Genomic DNA, 19,427 nt, shown 5'->3' on the forward strand with positions numbered 1-19,427 from the left:
CAAAATAGATGATTTTTCCGCTTTTTATGTTGAACTTTATTATAATTCCTCAGTTCCCAACGCAAACTTGTTGTTCTTATGTCCCCAGATTCTACTGAAAATCTTTCTTCCCCCCAGCATGCTTTTTTACAAGGAGTGATCAAAATACTGCCGCTATGTTTCGCGGTATTGCCGTGGGGCTTGCTGGCAGGCTCAATGGCGATTCAGGCTGGCCTGACCACTGGGCAAGCCATAGGAATGTCTGCATTGGTTTTTGCTGGTGCAGCGCAGTTGATGACACTGGGTTTGGTTGTGGCGGGTACACCTGCACTCACCATTATCATTTCAGTATTTTTGATTACCACACAGCATTATTTGTATGCTCTATATTTTCGTGAAGAAATTGCCAGACTGCCATTAAAACAGCGTTTGTTATTTGGTTTTTTGCTGACTGATGAATTGTTTGCTGTTGGTATTCATAAGCGTGAATATTATATTTATTTTTTGCTTGGGGCTGGCAGTTTTTTCTATTTGGCTTGGGTATTGTTTAGTATAGGCGGTATTGTGTTGGCTTCCTCTCTGCCAAATTTAGATCAATATCATCTCGATTTTTCCATTGTTGCAACCTTTATTGCCATTGTGATTCCCTTTATTAAAAACCTGAATACGTTGGTGGGTGTACTGGTTTCGGTGCTTTTAACCGTTGTTTTTCTAAGTCTGGGCATTAAAAGTGCCGCAATCATGGCAGGTGTAATTGGTATGTTGACCGCAACCTGCCTACAGAATATTCGGGAGCGTACAGTATGAGTTGGTTTCTCCTGATTATTCTGGCAATTGTGGTGTTTATGAATCGCTATATCTTGCTTGAACCTAATCTTCCTTTGCGTTTACCCAAATGGTTTCAGCAGTCTTTGCAATATTCTGCACCGTGTTTACTGACGGCAATTGCGACTCCGATTGTGTTTATGGATGAGCAGGGGGCATTTCGTTCGACTTTACTGAATCCGTATTTTCTGGCCACGATTGTAACCATTGTGATTGCGTATAATGTTAGACATACCTTGTTGACGATTATTCTGAGTTTGGCGTGTTTTTATGGATTGGTGTTCTGGTTGAATTAGTTAAATTAAAAGATTGGGAGCATATAGATTATGCTCTAAAATGAGAGCAATTCCTGCAACACCAAAACATTATCTGCCTTTGGTGAGCGTAGATGATCTATGCAAAGTGATAGTGCGAGCTGCAACAGATTCAGGTTTAGTGAGCCAGTCCTTATTAGTGGCCCCAGAGCAGAACATTCTTTTGTCTGAATTGACGAAAATGATTGCTCAACAATTCAATGTCTCTGCACCGAAACAACATGTGCCGCTGACTATTTTACGATTAATTTCGAATTGGACATGGTTGGCAAATCAATTAGAAATGTCGGCTGAGATGTTAAGTTTTTTGAGGACTGAATAACTGGACTTAGAACCGCTTAAACAATTTAGACAGCGTTAGGATATCCAGACAGGGGATTTAGCGGATGCCATTACAAAAACAACAGATTGGATGAAACAAACAACATCCACACAAATTATTTAAATCATAAAAAAACAGCGTATCTAGAGATACGCTGTTTTTAAAATCGGAATCACAAGATTACCAGTGTTCACCTGGGAACAAACGCGCATAGGCACGTTGTACAAGATTTAATTTCTCTTGCTCACCGATAGATGCTGTAGAGCTTGGGAATAAGTTAAAGCCGATAGACATCAAAATATTATTTACATCTGGTGCAATCGCATAAGTAATTGATGCGAGACGACCTAAGTTGGTTGCGATCTTTTTCGGACGTTTCACAATCGCATAAGCAATCAAGTCTGCTGCTTGTTCAGGAGAAAGCGTCGGTACATATTTATAGATTTTAGTTGGTGCAATCATTGGGGTACGCACTAACGGCATATAAATCGAAGTGATTGCAATTTTGTGTGAGTGAACTTCAGCAGATAAACAACGGCTAAATGCATCCAGTGCCGCTTTAGACGCTACATAAGCAGAGAAGCGGGTTGCATTTGCAAGTACACCAATCGAACTGATATTGATGATTTGACCGTCTTTACGTTGCATCATGTGTGGCAAGATATTCAATACCAAACGTACTGCACCGAAGTAATTTAATTGCATTGTACGTTCGAAATCATGGAAACGATCAACAGACTCATGTACAGCACGACGAATTGAACGACCTGCGTTATTCACTAAAATATCGATGTGATCAACAGCAGCTAAAATTTCTTTTGAAACTGCATCAATTGATTCCATGTCGTTAAGGTCACATGGAAAAACAGAAGCTTTTCCGCCCTCAGCTTCAATCTCAGCTTTGACTTCATCTAATTTTTCTTTAGTACGAGCAAGCAACAAGACATGAGCACCTGCCTGAGCGAGGTATTTTGATACCGTTAAACCAATGCCACTTGATGCACCAGTGACAACAATAGTTTTCCCGTCGACTTTTTGTTGAAAAAGTTTTTTGAGTTTTGCGTTCATGTAAGTTACCTACATTAATCAAGCTGTTGTTTGCAATGCTTTTTTATTGCGATTAAACATTGCACTTTATTTTGTATTAATATTAACCGATATTTTTTGTTTGTCTAGTGTAAATGTTTGAAATTTAATATTTTTTTAGAGTAAAAACTCTAAAAAAATAAACCTATAGTTGAAAATGATATTATATTTTTCGAATTTTGCATAGAAAAAAAGCCCTATGTTAAGGGCTCATTGATTTCATTGAATTTAAACCTGAGCAAGCGCCTGTTCAAGGTCAGCAATCAGGTCATCAATATGCTCAATGCCAATAGACAAGCGCACAAGGTCTTCACTGACCCCTGCCGATTTAAGTTCCTCTGCATTGAGCTGGCGGTGGGTTGTGGTTGCTGGGTGGCAGGCCAGACTTTTGGCATCACCAATATTGACCAAACGTGTAAACAGTTGTAATGCATCGATAAAACGAGTACCGCCTTCTAAGCCATCTTGTACGCCAAAAGAAAGAATCGCTGAAGGTTTACCTTTCACATACTTTTGTGCCAAATGATGCTGTGGATGGTCACTTAAACCTGCATAATTGACCCATTTTACTTTTGGATGTTGTTTCAAATAATTTGCAACTTTCAGAGCATTCTCCGTATGGCGCTCCATACGAAGGCTTAAAGTTTCTAAGCCTTGTAAGATCAAAAACACACTCAGCGGACTAATCGCAGCCCCTGTATTGCGTAGCGGAACAACGCGTGCACGTGCGATATAAGCAGCTTCACCTAGAACTTCAACATAATTCACGCCGTGATAGCTTGGGTCTGGTGTATTCAACGCTTTAAAACGTTCAGGATATTTGCCCCAAGGGAATTTGCCACTATCAATAATGACACCACCAATACTGTTGCCATGTCCGCCAATGTATTTCGTCAGAGAATGAACCACGATATCTGCACCAAATTCAAATGGTTTCAATAAAGCAGGAGTTGCAACAGTATTATCTACAATAACAGGGACACCATATTCATGCGCAATTTTAGAGATTGCTTCTAGGTCGATGATATTCCCAAGAGGGTTTCCGATCGACTCAACAAAGACCAGTTTGGTCTTATCATCAATAATAGAACGTAAAGCTTCGGGATTCTGATAATCAAAGAAACGAACTTCAATCCCTTGTTTCGGCAATGTATGCGCAAATAGGTTATAAGTACCACCGTATAAAGTGGATACAGATGCAATATTGTCACCTGCTTCAGCAATCGTTTGAATCGAATAGGTGATCGCGGCCATACCTGAGGCTAGAGCCAATGCACCAATACCACCTTCAAGCGCTGCGAGGCGTTGTTCGAGTACGGCGGTGGTTGGATTCATAATACGGGTGTAAATATTGCCCTGAACTTTTAAATCGAATAAGTCAGCACCATGTTGTGTATTATCAAATGCATAAGACGTGGTTTGATAAATAGGTACAGCGACAGCCTTTGTAGTGGCTTCTGGTGAATATCCCGCATGAATGGCTAAAGTTTCATCTTTATAGGTCATGATTACATCATCTACGTGAGTTAAATATACTGATCGAGTGTAGCCGAAAAGTTATCCAAAATGGTGCATAATTTATGCGATTTATTGCGTTTTTATTCATATAAACAAAATAATAAGCGATTGAAAGCCATGATTCTGTTTTGAAGACAAAATTGTGTAATGTCTTGAAAAAGAAAATCCTTTGATTGGATGAAACAAAGATGATCTTAACTTCATGTTAATCCCGTTTTCAGCGTATAATACGTGCGATTATTTTTCGCTTTTTGCGATTTATTGTTTTTTCAATTGAGGAGTCCTGCGTGGCCCAATATATTTATACGATGAATCGAGTGTCGAAAATGGTTCCGCCGAAGCGCGAAATCTTAAAAGACATCTCTTTATCATTTTTCCCAGGCGCAAAAATTGGTGTGCTTGGTTTGAACGGTGCAGGTAAATCTACCTTACTCCGTATTATGGCTGGCGTAGATAAAGATTTCTCAGGTGAAGCACGCGCACAACCAGGAATCAAAATCGGTTACTTAGAACAAGAGCCGCCATTAGATCCAACCAAAGACGTTCGTGGAAACGTTGAAGATGGCGTACGTGAAGCACTTGATGCTTTAGAACGTCTTGATCAGGTTTTTGCAGAATATGCAGATCCAGATGCAGATTTTGATGCACTTGCAAAAGAGCAAGAAAAATTAGAATCGATCATCCATGCTTGGGATGCACATAACCTGAATAATCAGCTTGAAATTGCTGCTGATGCATTGAATCTTCCAGCTTGGGATGCAGATGTATCATTGCTTTCAGGTGGTGAGCGCCGCCGTGTGGCATTATGTCGTTTGTTGCTGTCTAAGCCAGACATGTTACTTCTTGACGAACCGACGAACCATTTAGATGCTGAATCAGTGTCTTGGTTAGAGCGTTTCTTGAAAGATTTTCCTGGTACGATCGTTGCGATTACGCATGACCGTTATTTCTTGGATAATGTGGCTGAGTGGATTCTTGAACTTGACCGTGGCATGGGGATTCCTTATCAAGGTAACTACTCTTCTTGGTTAGAACAGAAGAATGCGCGTCTAGAGCAAGAAAACAAACAGGAAGAATCTTTTGCTAAAGCATTGAAAAAAGAACTTGAATGGGTTCGTTCAAATGCCAAAGGTCAGCAAAAGAAAAACAAGGCGCGTATGGAGCGTTTTGAAGAACTTAACTCGCGTGAGTTCCAACAACGTAATGAAACCTCTGAAATCTACATTCCACCTGGTCCACGTTTGGGCAACAAAGTTGTGGAAGTGGAAGGCATTAGTAAATCATTCGATGGTCGCTTACTTTACGAAAACTTAACGTTTACTGTACCGCCTACAGCGATTGTGGGGATTGTGGGTCCAAACGGTGCAGGTAAAACCACACTGTTCCGTATGATGACTGGTGAACAACAGCCAGATACAGGTACGGTGACTTTGGGTGAGTCGGTTAAAGTTGCGTATGTCGGTCAGATTCGTGACACCCTGGATAACAACAAAACTGTATGGGAAGAAGTTTCTGGCGGTTTGGATATCTTAAAAATCGGTGATTATGAAATCGCATCACGTGCTTATATCGGTCGCTTTAACTTTAAAGGCCAAGATCAGCAAAAACGCGTAGGTGAACTGTCTGGTGGTGAGCGCAACCGTTTACAACTTGCGAAAATCCTGCAAATGGGCGCGAACGTGATCCTGCTGGATGAACCATCAAACGATCTTGATATTGAAACTTTACGTGCGCTTGAGGATGCAATTCTTGTATTCCCAGGTACGGTAATGGTTGTATCGCATGACCGTTGGTTCCTTGACCGTATTGCAACGCATATCTTGTCGTTTGAAAATGAACAGCCTGAGTTCTACGAAGGTAACTATGCGGAATATGAAGCATACCGTCAGTCACGTTTAGGTGAAGATGCGGCCCAGAAACGCACCAAATATAAGAAGATTACAGGTTAATTGCCCGTAAACTAAAAGAAACCAGCTTTCGGGCTGGTTTTTTTATTGCTTAGATTATCATTTGAAGGACAAAAAATGGATTTATAAGATTGGTTACGTAATTAAAACAATCTCACTTAATAATGTAATTTTATTACATAAGCTTTCGTTGCTATGCTTCAATAAATTTTGAACAGTTGATCAAACGTGCGACGTTCTGCTGTATTTATGACAGTCTTATTGAGTTTGTTCATATTCCAAAGCATTTGGAATGTGGCTGCAGCTTATTGCACGCACGAAAATTCAACTGAACAAATTATCTCAGATTCGCATTTTGGTCATCATTTTTCTGAAAGCTCAACCAAAAATAGCAGTGATGCTGAGGTTGTTTTAAAGGTTTCAGATACATCGAAATCTATTAATGTCACCGATCATCATGATCATCTGCCAACCTGTACGAATGTAGTCGTTTTAGCTTCAGAACAACAACTAAATGAGCCAATTTTCAGAGCACATGAATTAAAACAAAAGTATTATTGGGTAGATTTCTACCAATCCCCTTATTTGTCTGAATTTAATCCACCACCTGAATCAACCCCGCTATTAGTGGGGTAGCCAAAAAATAACCCACTAGAAATATATCTATTTCAAAGGGTTATTCTATGCTTAATTATACTTGTAAATACAGTACAACGATCTTCTCTGTAGATTACTCACTGAAACGTGCTCATCATTATGCTGATAAGACGATGCTATCTACAGTTTTATCAAGATTTTGTAAATCTTTACGGAACGTTTCCTTCATTCATGAATCCAATTTGTTCCAGTATTCATCCTCCATTCCTCATCAGCAAAAATATCATTTTAATGAAGTTCCTATTTCATCTTTAATGATTTGCAGTCATTGAGGTTTATAAAATGAATATTTTATTTTCCCCACGTGTTAGGACTGTGAGTTCAAGAGTTATTGGATTTACATTGGCGATTATTCTTGCATTGAGTTCTAGTGAATGGCATTTCCAGTCTTCATTTATAGAACATATTTTATGGTTCTTCGGATGGCTATTTGTAGGCATTGGTGTGATGGGGAGAATATGGTGCAGTCTTTATATTTCAGGATTTAAGAATGCAAAATTAGTGACCGAAGGTCCATATTCTCTTTGTAGAAATCCACTATATCTATTTAGTTATTTAGGCGGCGTTGGCATCATGTTTCTGACAGAGACGTTTGTCTTCCCAATCTTATTTACGATCTATTTTCTTGGTTATTACCATTATGTTATGCGTCAAGAAGAAGTGTTCTTGAGTAAAAAATATGGAACAAGATATTCAGATTATGTAAGCACAACCCCTCGCTTTTTACCAAGCTTCAAAAACTTTAAAGAGCCTGATTTTTATCAAGTATCTCCAAAACATTTCCGTATTTTTTTGGGGCAAGTGGTTTGGTTTATCTGGGTTGCAGCTTTAGTTCAGCTTTTTGAAGAGCTACGTTTACATGGTGTGCTTCCTTCATTGTTCAGTTGGTTTTAGTAGCAAAGAAATCCTTATGTTTTTTAGACCTTTTAATGAGTACTAAGGTCGGTTGATGAAAGCATAAGTCAAATTAATTTTATTTTTGGATTAAATCCTTAAATAAATCTGAAATATTTAAATGAGGTAATGAGTATGTCTATTCAATTAAATGTAAAATTAGGCTTAGTAGTTTTATTATTTTCTGCAACCCTCGCAAATGCAGATGGCGGATTAATTTTTCTAGAAAAAATATTCAGTCTCAGCAAGAAATGAAAACCAAGACTACAAAGCAGCATCATCATTCTCACTTAAGTTGTGAATGTAAATAATTTTTTAGGAAACTGATTATTTAAATAATCAGTTTCCTATTCATGAAGATAAATATATTGATGAGTTAAATTATTTTTTAAAGCAGTCAGATTTACTTTGTTTTCTATTTTTATCTTGCTAAATGTAATTTTATTACATCGAACTTACTTGCTATAGTCCATTTGAGAAATTTTTGTCTAAAGAGAAACTTTTGCGCCATTCTAGTCTTTTCATTTCCGTCTTGCTGAGTTTGTTCATATTCCAAAGTCTTTGGAATGTGGCTGCCGCGTATTGCGGACATGAAAATATTAGTCAACAGTCAATCTTAGATAGTCATTTTGGTCATCATCTTCCTGCGAATGCTGAGGTTGTAACGAAACAGCATATCCATTCGATTAATCAGGATACGACTGATTTACCAATGCCTTTGAGCTTGCAAGATCATCACGATCATTTACCATCATGTTTTCATGTGGTTGTTACTGAAGCACAACAACTGCTTGATACACCTGTTTTACGAGTTCAGCAGTCAGAACAACAATATTATTGGTCAAATTTTTATCAATCCCCGCATTTATCAGGATTAAATCCTCCTCCTGTATTAACCCCGCTATAGGTGGGGTAGCCGAAAAATAGCCCACCGCAACCTTATTAATTTGCGGGGCTTAAAATGTCTTTAAGTTTAAATCAGCGCACTCTGGCGCTAAAAAATCAAGTTTCATTGTCAGCATTCAAATGGTCGATATTGGCTACAGCTTTAACTGTGATGGCTGTTGGTCAATCTGTTTCTGCTGAGTCGTTATTGAATGCAAATAAAAACGCAGCACGCCTAGTGCAATCAAATGCTAACTTTGAGCAAATTCTCGAACAGATTCGTAGCTATCAAGCGAATCAGTCAAGTTGGCAAACACAGCAACAAATGGCAAGTGCGCAGCTTAAACAAAGCGCTTTGTGGGCGAATCCAAGTATTTCTGTTGAACAAACAGGCTTACAAAGTAACAAAGATCAAGAGTTAGCAATTGGTGTTTCGCAAGCTTTGGATCTTTTTGGTCAGCGTCGAGCAGCACAAAAAGTTGCTCAACTTTCCTCAACACAAGTTGACCTTGAACAGCAACGTTACAATGCGAAACTTGATTTGATTGTGCAATACGCATGGTCACAAGTGGCTTTATTCCAATTGGAAAAGTCATTGATCGCAGAACAGTTGCAAGTGAGTCAACAAAATTTAGATGCCACTGTAAAACGTTATCAAGCTGGCAGTATTGCTCAAGTCGATGTGGAGCGGGTTCGAATTGCACATTTAGAAAACCAGCGGATTTACCAACAGGCAGATTTACAGCTTCGGATTGCACAACAGCAATTAGCGAGTTTTTGGGGAAGTGACCTCAATCAATTTGTGATTGCTCCAAGTGCGAATGAGCTTTGGTCTCGTGCAACACAAGTGAAAACTGATCAACAACAAATTGAAAATTTGTTTGAACGCAGTTTGCAATTAGAAACTCAGCGTCAACAAGCCAGTATTGATCAGCTCAAGGCAAAATCTCGTCCTCAACCGATTATGTCTTTGGGTGTGAATCGAACTCGTTCGGCAGATCAAAATACTGAAAATCAAATTCGTTTAGGGGTAGAGATTCCGCTCAATATCTTTAACTCACAAAAATACGGCATTCAGATTGCGGAAGCGAAGCAAACACTGATTCAACAACAACAACGTTTTTATCGTCAGCAAAATCAGTTGGATATTGATGTTCGTCTTGCTGAACTACGTGGATTACAAACGCAATTTAAACAGTTAAATGACCAACAAGTGCCTTTAGCGATACAGGTTCAGCAAAAGACTTTGCAAGGTTTTCGCTTAGGTAAATTTGCTGTTACAGATGTGCAACAAGCCACAACTCAGTTACAGGATGTCCGTTTACGTAAAGTTCAACTTCTTAAACAAGCTTGGCAATTGAATGTGGAAGTACAAAGTGCACGTATGGGTCTTCCTGTCGAGCAAATCACAACCAAAGATGCACTGATGCAATTGAATCAACGTGTTTGGCAACAAAGTAATTCATTTCCAAACCAATTAGGAGAATAAACATGGGCAACACATTAAAGACACGTTCTCAATGGGTTTGGATTAGCATCATTATTGTTGTCACAGGAATACTTGCTGGAGCTGTGTTATGGGGTTCAAAAGCTGAAACCACAGAGAATGCAGAGCAAGAGCATGCCCATCAAGAAAATGAAAAAGAAGGTGCTGAAGGTGCAAAAGAGCAGGCGGAAGACGAGGAAAAACTCACTCTGACCAATGAGCAAATGCAACAGCAAAACGTCAAACTTGCTCAAGTTGCTTTGGGTGCAGTCAATCAAGTTCAGACCTTTCCAGCAAAGATAATGGTCAATACGGATAGACAAGCACACGTTTCGCCGAGTTTTGCAGGGCGAGTGGAGTCTGTGTATGTTGAATTGGGCCAGCAAGTCAAACGTGGTCAAGCTCTAGCAAATTTGTTGGTACCCGATTTAGTCGATCAACAAGCCAATTTACAAATTGCGCAGACAAATTTGGATTTGGCAAAACAAGATTATGAACGTGAACGCAGTTTGTGGTCGCAGGGAATTTCTGCAAAACAAGATTATCAGCGTGCTTATAATGCTTATCGCCAAGCGCAAATTCAGGTGCAAGCCGCTCGCTCACGTTTAACAGCTTTTGGTGCAGGTTCGAATTCTAGTGGTCGTTACACTCTAACAGCACCGATTAATGGTGTGATCAGTAATAAAGATATTGTGATTGGGGAAAATGTCCAACTTGCAGATCAGTTGTTCACTATTGATCAACTCGATCAACTTTGGTTGGAATTTGTTATGCCAACGGTGGCGAACGTTAATGTTCAGCCAAATCAACAAATTCGCTTCAAATCTTTGCAAACGGGCAATCAATTTAACGCACAAGTGCAAAGTCTTACGACTGAAGCCGATGCACAAACAGGGCGTTTACAAGTGCGTGCTAAAGTTTTGTCAAATGCAGCCGAATTACGTCCAAATTTGATGGTGAATGTAGAGCTACAAGCAGGCTCAAAACAGTCGGCTATCCGCGTCAGTGCACAGGCGATTCAACAGGTTGAAGGTAAAGATACCGTTTTTGTTGCAAAAGCAAATCAAAACAAAGGCTTTGATTTTGTTGCAGTACCTGTGCAAGTTGGACAGCGTACCCAAGATGGACAATGGGTTGAAATTACCCAAGGTTTAACAGCAGGTCAATCTTATGTGGCTGAAGGAAGCTTCTTGCTGAAATCAGAGCTTGAGAAAGGAGAGGCTGCGCATGGACACTAATTCCTCTCAATTGCCGAAGCCAGAGGGCTTATTTGATCGCATTATTCAATTTGCGATTCGTAATGCGATTTGGGTCATGTTGTTTGTGATGACGTGGATTGCGGTTGGGATATGGAGTTATCAAAAACTGCCGATTGATGCAGTGCCAGATATTACCAATACCCAAGTGCAAATTAATACCCAAGCCAATGGTTATACAGCTCTCGAAGTCGAACAGCGGATTACTTATCCGATTGAAACCGCCATGGCAGGGATTCCAAACTTAGAGCAAACTCGTTCAATTTCACGTTATGGTTTATCGCAAGTCACTATTATTTTCAAAGATGGCACTGATATTTACTGGGCGAGACAGTTAATTAATCAACGTTTGCAAGAAGCCGATGGGCAGTTGCCAGATGCAGTTGATCCACTCATGTCACCTGTTTCTACGGGCTTGGGCGAAATTTACCAGTGGGTGATTAAAGCTAAACCTGATGCCAAAAAAGAAGATGGTACGCCATATACTGCTATGGATTTGCGCGAGATCCAAGACTGGATTGTGCGTCCGCAATTGCAGCGAGTGAAAGGTGTTGCTGAAATCAATAGTATTGGTGGTTACAACAAAACCTATATCGTTTCTCCTGATTTAAAACGTTTGCAGCAGCTTCAAATTTCACTGACAGAGTTTCAAACAGCTCTACAGGAAAATAATGAAAACCGTGGTGCGGGATTTATTGAGGAAAATGGTCAGCAGCTTACTGTCCGTGTTCCAGGCATGTTGAGCACTGTTGAAGATATCCAAAATATTACCGTAAGTGTCAAAAATGGTTTACCCATACGTGTAGCCGATATTGCAACGGTTGCGATTGGGCATGATTTACGTACGGGTGCTGCAACCTATAATGGCGAAGAAACGGTATTAGGTATCGCCATGATGATGATGGGCGAAAATAGTCGTACTGTTGCCCAAGCGGTAGATGCAAAAATCCAAGAAATTCAGCCGACTTTGCCGAAAGGGGTTGAAATTGAAACGGTTTATGATCGTACCAGTTTAGTAAATAAAGCCATTAAAACTGTTCAAAAGAACTTAGTTGAGGGTGCGATCCTCGTCATCGTGATTCTCTTTGTGTTCTTAGGTAATTTCCGTGCGGCTTTAATTACGGCCTGTGTCATTCCACTTTCGATGTTGTTTACCTTAACAGGAATGGCTGAGCAAAATATTAGTGCCAATTTGATGAGCCTAGGTGCATTGGACTTCGGGATTATTGTCGATGGTGCAGTGGTGATTGTCGAAAACTGTATTCGACGGCTCGCAGAAGCACAACATCATGCAGGTCGATTATTAACACGTCGTGAGCGCTTTAAAGAAGTATTCCTTGCAGCCAAACAAGCACGTAAGCCGTTACTGTTTGGACAGGCGATTATTATTGTTGTGTACTTGCCGATTTTTGCATTAACAGGTGTAGAAGCAAAAATGTTCCATCCAATGGCGATGACCGTGGTGATGGCATTGCTTGGTGCCATGATCTTATCGGTGACTTTTGTTCCAGCGGCTGTGGCTTTATTTATTACAGGTGAGGTGAAAGAAAAAGAATCTCGTTGGATGCAAGCGCTGAAAAGAAAATATCAACAAATCTTAGATTGGGCATATCAATTTAAGATGGTGGTTGTGACTTTAGCGGTGAGTATTTTAGTTTTGACTGGTGTATTGACCACGCAAATTGGTAGTGAGTTTGCACCACAATTGAGTGAAGGGGATTTTGCTTTACAGCAAATGCGTTCTCCAAGTACAGGTTTGGAACAATCTTTAAGAATGCAGGAAAACACTGAAAAACTAATCTTAAAGAATTTCTCAGAAGTTAAAGCTGTTTTTGCTCGAACAGGTACGGCTGAAGTTGCAACGGATGTAATGCCACCCAATATTTCCGATGCGGTGATTTTATTAAAACCACGAGATCAGTGGGAAAATCCAAAGGAAACTATTGATGAGTTACGGACACGGATGCAGGCATTTCTGGAAAATATTCCAGGCAACAACAGTGAGTTTTCACAACCGATTGAGCTTCGTTTTAATGAGTTGATTTCGGGTGTACGTAGTGATGTCGGTATCAAAGTTTTTGGCGATGATATGGAGGTGCTAAATACACAAGCACAAGCAATTGCTCAGAAAGTACAAAAGATCTCAGGTGCAACAGCGGTCAAAGTTGAACAAACTAGTGGTTTACCTGTGTTAAATGTAGATATCAATCATGCGCTTGCAGCGCAATATGGCTTATCTGTGAAATCGATTCAAGATGTTGTTGCAGCGAGTGTCGGTGGTCAGAATGTCGGTCAGATTTTACAAGGTGACCGCCGTTTTGATTTTGAAATCCGTTTACCTGATAGTCAACGTACAGCACAAAGCCTAGCTCAACTACCTATCCAATTGCCTAATGGTGGTTTGATCCAGTTGCAAGATATTGCCAAGGTGGAAACCATTTCAGGTATGAATCAGGTCGGACGTGAAAATGGTAAACGTCGTGTCATTGTGACTGCCAATGTAGAAGGGCGTGATTTGGGTTCATTTGTCCAAGAGTTACAAGCAACCCTTAAACAACAACCTTTGCCTGCGGGATATTGGTTGGAATATGGTGGGCAGTTTGAGAATTTGGCTTCTGCTGCTGCACGTATGCAGATCGTGATTCCACTCGCGTTAATTACCATCTTTGTTTTATTGATGGCTGTGTTCCATAATTTTAAAGAAAGTTTATTGGTCTTTAGCGGCGTGCCATTCGCATTGTCTGGTGGTTTGGTTGCACTTTGGCTTCGAGATATTCCACTGTCAATGTCGGCAGGTGTGGGATTCATCGCACTGTCAGGTGTCGCTGTATTGAATGGTCTTGTGATGCTGAGTTTTATTAAAGAACTTCGTGAGCAGTTTGATGTGCATAAAGCCACATGGCAGGGAGCAATCTTAAGATTACGTCCTGTATTAATGACGGCTTTTGTTGCTTCGCTTGGCTTTATTCCAATGGCAATTGCGACTGGTACTGGTGCAGAGGTGCAACGTCCTTTAGCAACTGTGGTGATTGGTGGGATTATTTCATCAACTTTACTGACCTTGCTCATTTTACCAATCGTTTATCGTTGGATGAATGAGATGAAATCCAGCAAAAGTCAGGAAAGCACCATTTAATCTATTTATGTTATCTTCTTAGTAAAGCATTTTATTAAGAAGAAACTAAACCAGCCAAAGCATTTCAACTTTGGCTGACTTGTAAAACTAATTGGGTTTTACGCTAATAATGATAAGGAGTCCAACATGAGTGGACATCAAGGGCATGATCATAGTCATGCTGTCGTCACTGAAGGCAACGCAAAAAAATTGACGATTGCGTTGGTGCTGACAACAACATTTTTAATCGTCGAAGTTATTGCAGGTTTAATTACACAAAGTTTGGCATTGCTGTCCGATGCAGCGCATATGTTTACTGATGCGGCAGCACTCGCGATTGCTTTGGCTGCGATTAAAATCGCTAAACGTCCAGCAGATAATAAACGCACATTTGGTTATCAGCGTTTTGAAATCTTGGCGGCGTTATTTAATGCTTCCATGCTATTTTTTGTTGCAATCTATATCCTTTACGAAGCTTATCAACGATTTACACAACCTCCTGAGATTCAGAGTGTAGGCATGTTGGTGGTCGCATCAATAGGACTCATCATTAATTTGATTTCCATGAAAATACTAATGTCGAGTGCGACTGAAAGTTTGAACATGAAAGGTGCTTATTTAGAAGTGCTGAGTGATGCATTAGGTTCTGTCGGTGTGATTATTGGTGCTGTGATTATCTATTACACCAATTGGTATTGGGTCGATACCATTATTGCGGTCGCGATCGGTTTTTGGGTCTTACCAAGAACATGGATTTTGCTCAGACAAAGTATCAATATTTTATTAGAGGGTGTACCTGAAGAGGTTGATATTGAAAAGTTACGCACTGATCTATTGGCTTTAGATGGCGTTGAAAGTATCCATCAATTGAAGGTTTGGGCAATTACGTCGAAGAATATTCATCTCACAGTACATCTGTTTGCACCTAAGGTTGACCGTAATCAGTTGCATCGTGCTGCGATTGAAATGTTATTGCATGAACATGGTATTGTCGAAGTGACTTTGCAGATCGAAGATGATGCTGAAATGAATTGTCAGCATACTCATCAACATGTTGAAGATGAACAACACACTCATTCACATCAGCACTGAGCTGATGTGAATCGGAATTTAGAGCAACGTGTTAGTTTTGCCATTCGTGATTACAGTCACGGCATTTCCAGTGCTTTTGTGCCTGCATAAAAGCCTGCATGGAGATTTTAAAATCTGGCAGGTCACGCCAGAACAGAACACCTGCAATCACACAAACACCAAATACTGCAACGGTTGCGATTTGCAGTGTTTGTCCTGCACCATTACCAAAAATCCACTTCCCAACACTAATTAACACCAGCACCAGTAAAATAAAAATAGCAGGCACTAAAAGTACCAAGCTTTTAGGTACATTTGGGCGAGGGCTGTTGGCACCTTGACTGACAGGCATAATTTTCACGCTTTGACATTTAGGGCAACGATATTGCATAAAGATTTCCTATAATATTTTGCTTATTTTAGCGAAAATTATGCAAAAGCTAAAATCCTACGTTGTTCAAATACATAAACTTACTTATTTTGTACTATCTTTAAAATATTAAGTTGATTCGAGCAATCCATATCGGTCGCAGCTCGTCTAAACCTGTTGGAAAAACTACAATCAGCCATGCTAATTTGTGAACTGAATGTGTTGAATAATGCGCAAGGAATCGCATGCTGCCTACCAAACTTCTAAAATTACGCTTATCACGAATCGAAAAAGGAAAGGAACATCTTTCGACCCAAGACAAGCTAATGTTGGTCAGCATGGAAAGTCCTGATCTTAGTGTCAATTTCTTTTTTACGGCTCTTTAAGATGTCTTTGCCAAAGCAATGGAAATTCCAGCATCAGACAGATGAAGATATTCTATATACATCACAACTCATCAAATTAATTGAAAACCAATGAAACATATTTAGAAAATGGACGATTAAATTAATTTAAAAGTGTGCAACAAAAAGACGCAAATTGCGCTAAATAGCATGCTAATCTACATAAAAACAGCCAATAAGTTGATAAAACAGATTGTTGCTCATATCAAAATTGAGTTGCTGAGAAAGGGAAGAGGGAGAACATCTTGAATCGACAAGATGACAAAAAGGCAATGTTCGATATTATGCCTGCAGATATAGAATCATCAGATGAAAAACCGTCTTTATCACGTCGGTTAATCAATAAGACATTACAGCACGCACAAGATGCTGTTGAGTTTGCGAGTGATACCTCTCGTAATATTGCAGGTGTTGCAGATGCCGCCTTAGATGCCTTAGATCAAGTTACCCATCATACCAAACGTGGTGTTGAAGGGATGCGAAATACTGTTCGTGATATGGTATCAGAAACCAGTGAAGCAGCGCGTCAAGTTGCGTTGGCAATGGCACGTGCATCGTTAGGGAAAAGTAGCCTCACCTTGTATTTGCCTGAAATGCTGCTCAATAATCAAATTCGGAAACGTATGGATCGTTCTGAAATTGATGATATAAAAATTGAATGTGGCAATGATCGCTTTCATATTGAATTAGATGGCCACTATCGCCGTTTCCTATATCGTCTGTCTTTAGAATTCAATGTTTTAGAATGTCGTATTGGGCAGGAAAAATATTTACGTCTTTGTCAGGTCGATGAGCATCTGGATTTACAAATTCGTCATGGTGGTACTTTAACAAATTGGGCAGCAAGACGTGTTGGTAATATCAGCTTTGAAGTGATTAATTCCTTACCGATCCCATTTTTGATCAATCACCTCATTCGTGATGTGCCAGGGATTCAAAAAGAAGGGCATCGTTTGTGGTATATCGACCTTGAAGAAGCGGGTTTTATTGATTTCATTAATAACCGCTCATGGATGGTCGATAAGCTATTAAGCTTGACTGATTTTAGTATTTTGCCAGGACTTAATATTTTGCAAGAGAGCCGCGAATTGGTACAACAATTAGTTGATCAATTTGAGATCCGAGGCTTACGTGTTCAGTCTGGACGTTTAGAAGTCCAAGTTGGAATTGGAAGTGAGTAAGCAATAAAAAAGCCACTGTCAATGCAGTGGCTTTTTAGAATTTGGCGTCCCTACGGGGATTCGAACCCCGGTTACCGCCGTGAAAGGGCGATGTCCTAGGCCTCTAGACGATAGGGACTTATATGAGGCATACATCTGAAAACAATAATAAATATTGGCGTCCCTACGGGGATTCGAACCCCGGTTACCGCCGTGAAAGGGCGATGTCCTAGGCCTCTAGACGATAGGGACGTTTCAGAGGTGGGCGTATATTAGGGTGAATTGGATAGGGTGTCAAACACTTTTCCAAAGAAAATCTAAAAAAATCTTGTGAGTGTCTAAAAATAAAACATATCGTAGAATAAATAATCAAAATAAAGAAGTTAAAGTAAAATTATCAAGCAAGTTAATTTAAGTTAAATAAAAAATGCAGCCTAAGCTGCATTTTTTATTCATTATCATTTTATTTACGATCACGGTATAAAACGTAGTAACTTAAATAACAAGCGGCAATAAACAGTAAGCATCCAATAAAACCAGCCTGCATTTCAGGATCGTATGCCATGCTGAGACCTGTAATTAAACAGAAAACAAAACCTAAGATGGGAACGATTGGATAAAGTGGTGCAGCAAATTTTAAATCTTTTGCTGAATGTCCAGCCTTGTACCATTGGCGTCTAAAGTTAAACTGACTCCAACAAATACTCATCCATACGATGACCATGGTAAATGCAGCAACACCGAGTAAATTCTTGAAAATTTCCTCTGGGGCAAAATGCTCAGATAGCAATCCGGGAATTGCGCCAAACATGGTTACCACTAGCGCAATGATAGGCGTACCACTCTTAGACAATTTTGAGAATATGCTTGGCAGTTGGCGTTGATCAGATAAAGACCACATCATGCGAGAAGCCGCATAGAGACCTGAGTTTGCAGCGGATAATAAGGCAGTAATAATCACGAAGCGAATAATATCGTCGGCATATGGAATACCGATGTATTTAAATACAGTTACGAAAGGGCTGCTACTCACTCCATCACCGCCTAGGCCAGCTACATGGAAAGGAAGTAATGCACTAATAACAACAATCGTACCCACAAAGAAAATTAATAGTCGCCAAATTGCCGCATTAATTGCTTTCGGAACATTTTCAGCTGGATTTTTGGTTTCACCTGCGGCAACACCAATAAGTTCAGTTCCAGAAAAGGCAAAGTTAACAATTAACATCGTGGTGAAAATTGGAAAAAGACCTTGTGGAAACCAACCATGTGCCGTTAAGTTATGAAATAATGGTGCTGATTCAGTGCCTTGGAATGGAATGAAACCAAAAATTGCGCATAAACCTAAAAGGATAAAGACAATAACGGTAATGATTTTGACTAATGCAAGCCAAAATTCTGATTCAGCAAAAATGCGGGTTGAACTTAAATTTAATCCTAAAATTGTAATTGCAAAAATAATGGTCCAAATCCACATTGAAATATGAGGGAACCATTCTTGCATGAGTAAGGCTGCGGCAGTAAATTCTGTACCAAGCGTTGCGGTCCATGTCAGCCAATACAGCCAAGAAATCATATAACCCGTTCCTGGGCCAATATATTTTTGAGCGTATGCGCCAAAAGATCCAGCCACAGGCATATGTACTGCGAGCTCACCTAAACAGAGCATGACCATATAGGCAATTAAACCACCTAAAAAGTAGGCAATAATTGCGCCGATAGGACCTGTTTGAGCGATGACCTCGCCAGAACCTAAAAATAAACCTGTACCAATTGCACCGCCTAATGAAAGCATAACTAGGTGACGGGTGCTCATTGCACGTTTTAATGTTTTTGATTCAGAGGTAGCATTTGAGTTGGAAGATTGCATACCACAATTTGTCCAAGCGTGGAGAAGCGGGTATTTTATGTAAAATTTTGAAATGTGCAATCTGAATGAATGAATGTTTAGTTGAAAATTATAATTTTAATTATTTTGCATAAAATATGGCGTCCCTACGGGGATTCGAACCCCGGTTACCGCCGTGAAAGGGCGATGTCCTAGGCCTCTAGACGATAGGGACTTATTGAGGCAACACAAATTGAAGTTTGGTGGAGCCAAGCAGGATCGAACTGCTGACCTCTACAATGCCATTGTAGCGCTCTACCAACTGAGCTATGACCCCAGTCTGTGTGAGC

The 19,427-nt window shown here is 39.9% G+C and carries 16 protein-coding genes, 4 tRNA genes and 1 pseudogene; 13 read left to right on the plus strand and 8 right to left on the minus strand.

Annotation, left to right across the window (positions count from 1 at the left end; all coding sequences use genetic code 11):
• Window positions 1-78: 78 nt before the first annotated feature.
• The 3 genes from M5121_RS08785 to M5121_RS08795 are packed head-to-tail and all read left to right on the plus strand — an operon-like array spanning window position 79 to window position 1,440.
• The gene (locus M5121_RS08785) at window positions 79-786 is read left to right on the plus strand and encodes an AzlC family ABC transporter permease (protein ID WP_249570951.1); all 708 of its coding nucleotides are present in this window, start codon (window positions 79-81) and stop codon (window positions 784-786) included.
• Entirely contained in the window at window positions 783-1,100 is a 318-nt protein-coding gene (locus M5121_RS08790) for an AzlD domain-containing protein (RefSeq protein WP_005156654.1), read from the plus strand. The genes M5121_RS08785 and M5121_RS08790 overlap by 4 nt, the downstream gene beginning before the upstream one ends.
• A gap of 40 nt (window positions 1,101-1,140) precedes the next feature.
• Window positions 1,141-1,440, plus strand: coding sequence for an NAD-dependent epimerase/dehydratase family protein (locus M5121_RS08795; RefSeq protein WP_249570952.1), 300 nt, complete (start codon window positions 1,141-1,143; stop codon window positions 1,438-1,440).
• A gap of 180 nt (window positions 1,441-1,620) precedes the next feature.
• Here the strand turns inward: M5121_RS08795 and M5121_RS08800 are convergent, their stop codons facing one another.
• Both M5121_RS08800 and M5121_RS08805 read right to left on the minus strand, forming a co-directional pair.
• Entirely contained in the window at window positions 1,621-2,508 is an 888-nt protein-coding gene (locus M5121_RS08800; protein ID WP_249570953.1) for an SDR family NAD(P)-dependent oxidoreductase, read from the minus strand.
• 246 nt (window positions 2,509-2,754) lie between these two features.
• Entirely contained in the window at window positions 2,755-4,032 is a 1,278-nt protein-coding gene (locus M5121_RS08805; RefSeq protein WP_249570954.1) for an O-acetylhomoserine aminocarboxypropyltransferase/cysteine synthase family protein, read from the minus strand.
• 299 nt (window positions 4,033-4,331) lie between these two features.
• Here M5121_RS08805 and ettA point away from each other — a divergent pair, with 299 nt between their 5' ends.
• From ettA to M5121_RS08845, 8 genes are all read left to right on the plus strand, one after another.
• Entirely contained in the window at window positions 4,332-5,993 is a 1,662-nt protein-coding gene (ettA, locus tag M5121_RS08810) for an energy-dependent translational throttle protein EttA (protein WP_249570955.1), read from the plus strand.
• Window positions 5,994-6,179: 186 nt separating this feature from the next.
• Window positions 6,180-6,587, plus strand: coding sequence for a cation efflux protein, CzcI-like (locus M5121_RS08815; protein WP_349628954.1), 408 nt, complete (start codon window positions 6,180-6,182; stop codon window positions 6,585-6,587).
• Window positions 6,588-6,890: 303 nt separating this feature from the next.
• Window positions 6,891-7,502 carry a methyltransferase family protein gene (locus M5121_RS08820; RefSeq protein WP_004678818.1) on the plus strand — a complete coding sequence of 204 codons (612 nt, stop codon included), beginning with the start codon at window positions 6,891-6,893 and terminating at the stop codon, window positions 7,500-7,502.
• A gap of 502 nt (window positions 7,503-8,004) precedes the next feature.
• On the plus strand, window positions 8,005-8,409 hold the full coding sequence (locus M5121_RS08825) for a cation efflux protein, CzcI-like (protein ID WP_349628955.1): 405 nt from the start codon (window positions 8,005-8,007) through the stop codon (window positions 8,407-8,409).
• Between the two features lie 54 nt (window positions 8,410-8,463).
• On the plus strand, window positions 8,464-9,876 hold the full coding sequence (locus M5121_RS08830; RefSeq protein WP_249570957.1) for a TolC family protein: 1,413 nt from the start codon (window positions 8,464-8,466) through the stop codon (window positions 9,874-9,876).
• A 2-nt stretch (window positions 9,877-9,878) separates the two neighbouring features.
• Entirely contained in the window at window positions 9,879-11,111 is a 1,233-nt protein-coding gene (locus M5121_RS08835; protein WP_249570958.1) for an efflux RND transporter periplasmic adaptor subunit, read from the plus strand.
• A complete protein-coding gene (locus tag M5121_RS08840; RefSeq protein ID WP_249570959.1) occupies window positions 11,101-14,265 on the plus strand; it encodes an efflux RND transporter permease subunit in 3,165 nt (1,054 codons plus the stop codon). The genes M5121_RS08835 and M5121_RS08840 overlap by 11 nt, the downstream gene beginning before the upstream one ends.
• Before the next feature lie 126 nt (window positions 14,266-14,391).
• The gene (locus tag M5121_RS08845; RefSeq protein ID WP_249570960.1) at window positions 14,392-15,336 is read left to right on the plus strand and encodes a cation diffusion facilitator family transporter; all 945 of its coding nucleotides are present in this window, start codon (window positions 14,392-14,394) and stop codon (window positions 15,334-15,336) included.
• 31 nt (window positions 15,337-15,367) lie between these two features.
• On the opposite strand, the gene M5121_RS08850 is transcribed toward M5121_RS08845, so the two are convergent.
• On the minus strand, window positions 15,368-15,706 hold the full coding sequence (locus M5121_RS08850; RefSeq protein ID WP_249570961.1) for a zinc-ribbon domain-containing protein: 339 nt from the start codon (window positions 15,704-15,706) through the stop codon (window positions 15,368-15,370).
• Between the two features lie 224 nt (window positions 15,707-15,930).
• Between M5121_RS08850 and M5121_RS08855 the strand changes: the two are divergent.
• Window positions 15,931-16,162 (plus strand): annotated as a pseudogene (locus M5121_RS08855) (hypothetical protein); the annotation flags it as partial.
• 172 nt (window positions 16,163-16,334) lie between these two features.
• Window positions 16,335-17,270, plus strand: coding sequence for a hypothetical protein (locus M5121_RS08860; protein ID WP_004660107.1), 936 nt, complete (start codon window positions 16,335-16,337; stop codon window positions 17,268-17,270).
• Window positions 17,271-17,312: 42 nt separating this feature from the next.
• Here the strand turns inward: M5121_RS08860 and M5121_RS08865 are convergent.
• From M5121_RS08865 to M5121_RS08885, 5 genes are all read right to left on the minus strand, one after another.
• Window positions 17,313-17,388: transfer RNA gene (locus M5121_RS08865), tRNA-Glu, on the minus strand.
• Between the two features lie 37 nt (window positions 17,389-17,425).
• A tRNA-Glu gene (locus M5121_RS08870) sits at window positions 17,426-17,501 on the minus strand.
• A 211-nt stretch (window positions 17,502-17,712) separates the two neighbouring features.
• The gene (locus M5121_RS08875; protein WP_249570962.1) at window positions 17,713-19,119 is read right to left on the minus strand and encodes an amino acid permease; all 1,407 of its coding nucleotides are present in this window, start codon (window positions 19,117-19,119) and stop codon (window positions 17,713-17,715) included.
• A 117-nt stretch (window positions 19,120-19,236) separates the two neighbouring features.
• Window positions 19,237-19,312, minus strand: a tRNA-Glu gene (locus tag M5121_RS08880).
• 26 nt (window positions 19,313-19,338) lie between these two features.
• Window positions 19,339-19,414, minus strand: a tRNA-Ala gene (locus M5121_RS08885).
• Window positions 19,415-19,427 lie beyond the last annotated feature (13 nt).

It is taken from the genome of Acinetobacter sp. ANC5681, from assembly GCF_023488045.1.
Classification (GTDB): Bacteria; Pseudomonadota; Gammaproteobacteria; order Pseudomonadales; family Moraxellaceae; genus Acinetobacter.

What these genes read in the sequence shown, in the direction of transcription:
- M5121_RS08785 (WP_249570951.1), top strand. Translation starts at nt 79, where the DNA reads ATGTCCCCAGATTCTACTGAAAATCTTTCTTCCCCCCAGCATGCTTTT.
- M5121_RS08790 (WP_005156654.1), top strand. Translation starts at nt 783, where the DNA reads ATGAGTTGGTTTCTCCTGATTATTCTGGCAATTGTGGTGTTTATGAAT.
- M5121_RS08795 (WP_249570952.1), top strand. Translation starts at nt 1,141, where the DNA reads ATGAGAGCAATTCCTGCAACACCAAAACATTATCTGCCTTTGGTGAGC.
- M5121_RS08800 (WP_249570953.1), bottom strand. Translation starts at nt 2,508, where the DNA reads ATGAACGCAAAACTCAAAAAACTTTTTCAACAAAAAGTCGACGGGAAA.
- M5121_RS08805 (WP_249570954.1), bottom strand. Translation starts at nt 4,032, where the DNA reads ATGACCTATAAAGATGAAACTTTAGCCATTCATGCGGGATATTCACCA.
- M5121_RS08820 (WP_004678818.1), top strand. Translation starts at nt 6,891, where the DNA reads ATGAATATTTTATTTTCCCCACGTGTTAGGACTGTGAGTTCAAGAGTT.
- M5121_RS08830 (WP_249570957.1), top strand. Translation starts at nt 8,464, where the DNA reads ATGTCTTTAAGTTTAAATCAGCGCACTCTGGCGCTAAAAAATCAAGTT.
- M5121_RS08835 (WP_249570958.1), top strand. Translation starts at nt 9,879, where the DNA reads ATGGGCAACACATTAAAGACACGTTCTCAATGGGTTTGGATTAGCATC.
- M5121_RS08840 (WP_249570959.1), top strand. Translation starts at nt 11,101, where the DNA reads ATGGACACTAATTCCTCTCAATTGCCGAAGCCAGAGGGCTTATTTGAT.
- M5121_RS08845 (WP_249570960.1), top strand. Translation starts at nt 14,392, where the DNA reads ATGAGTGGACATCAAGGGCATGATCATAGTCATGCTGTCGTCACTGAA.
- M5121_RS08850 (WP_249570961.1), bottom strand. Translation starts at nt 15,706, where the DNA reads ATGCAATATCGTTGCCCTAAATGTCAAAGCGTGAAAATTATGCCTGTC.
- M5121_RS08875 (WP_249570962.1), bottom strand. Translation starts at nt 19,119, where the DNA reads ATGCAATCTTCCAACTCAAATGCTACCTCTGAATCAAAAACATTAAAA.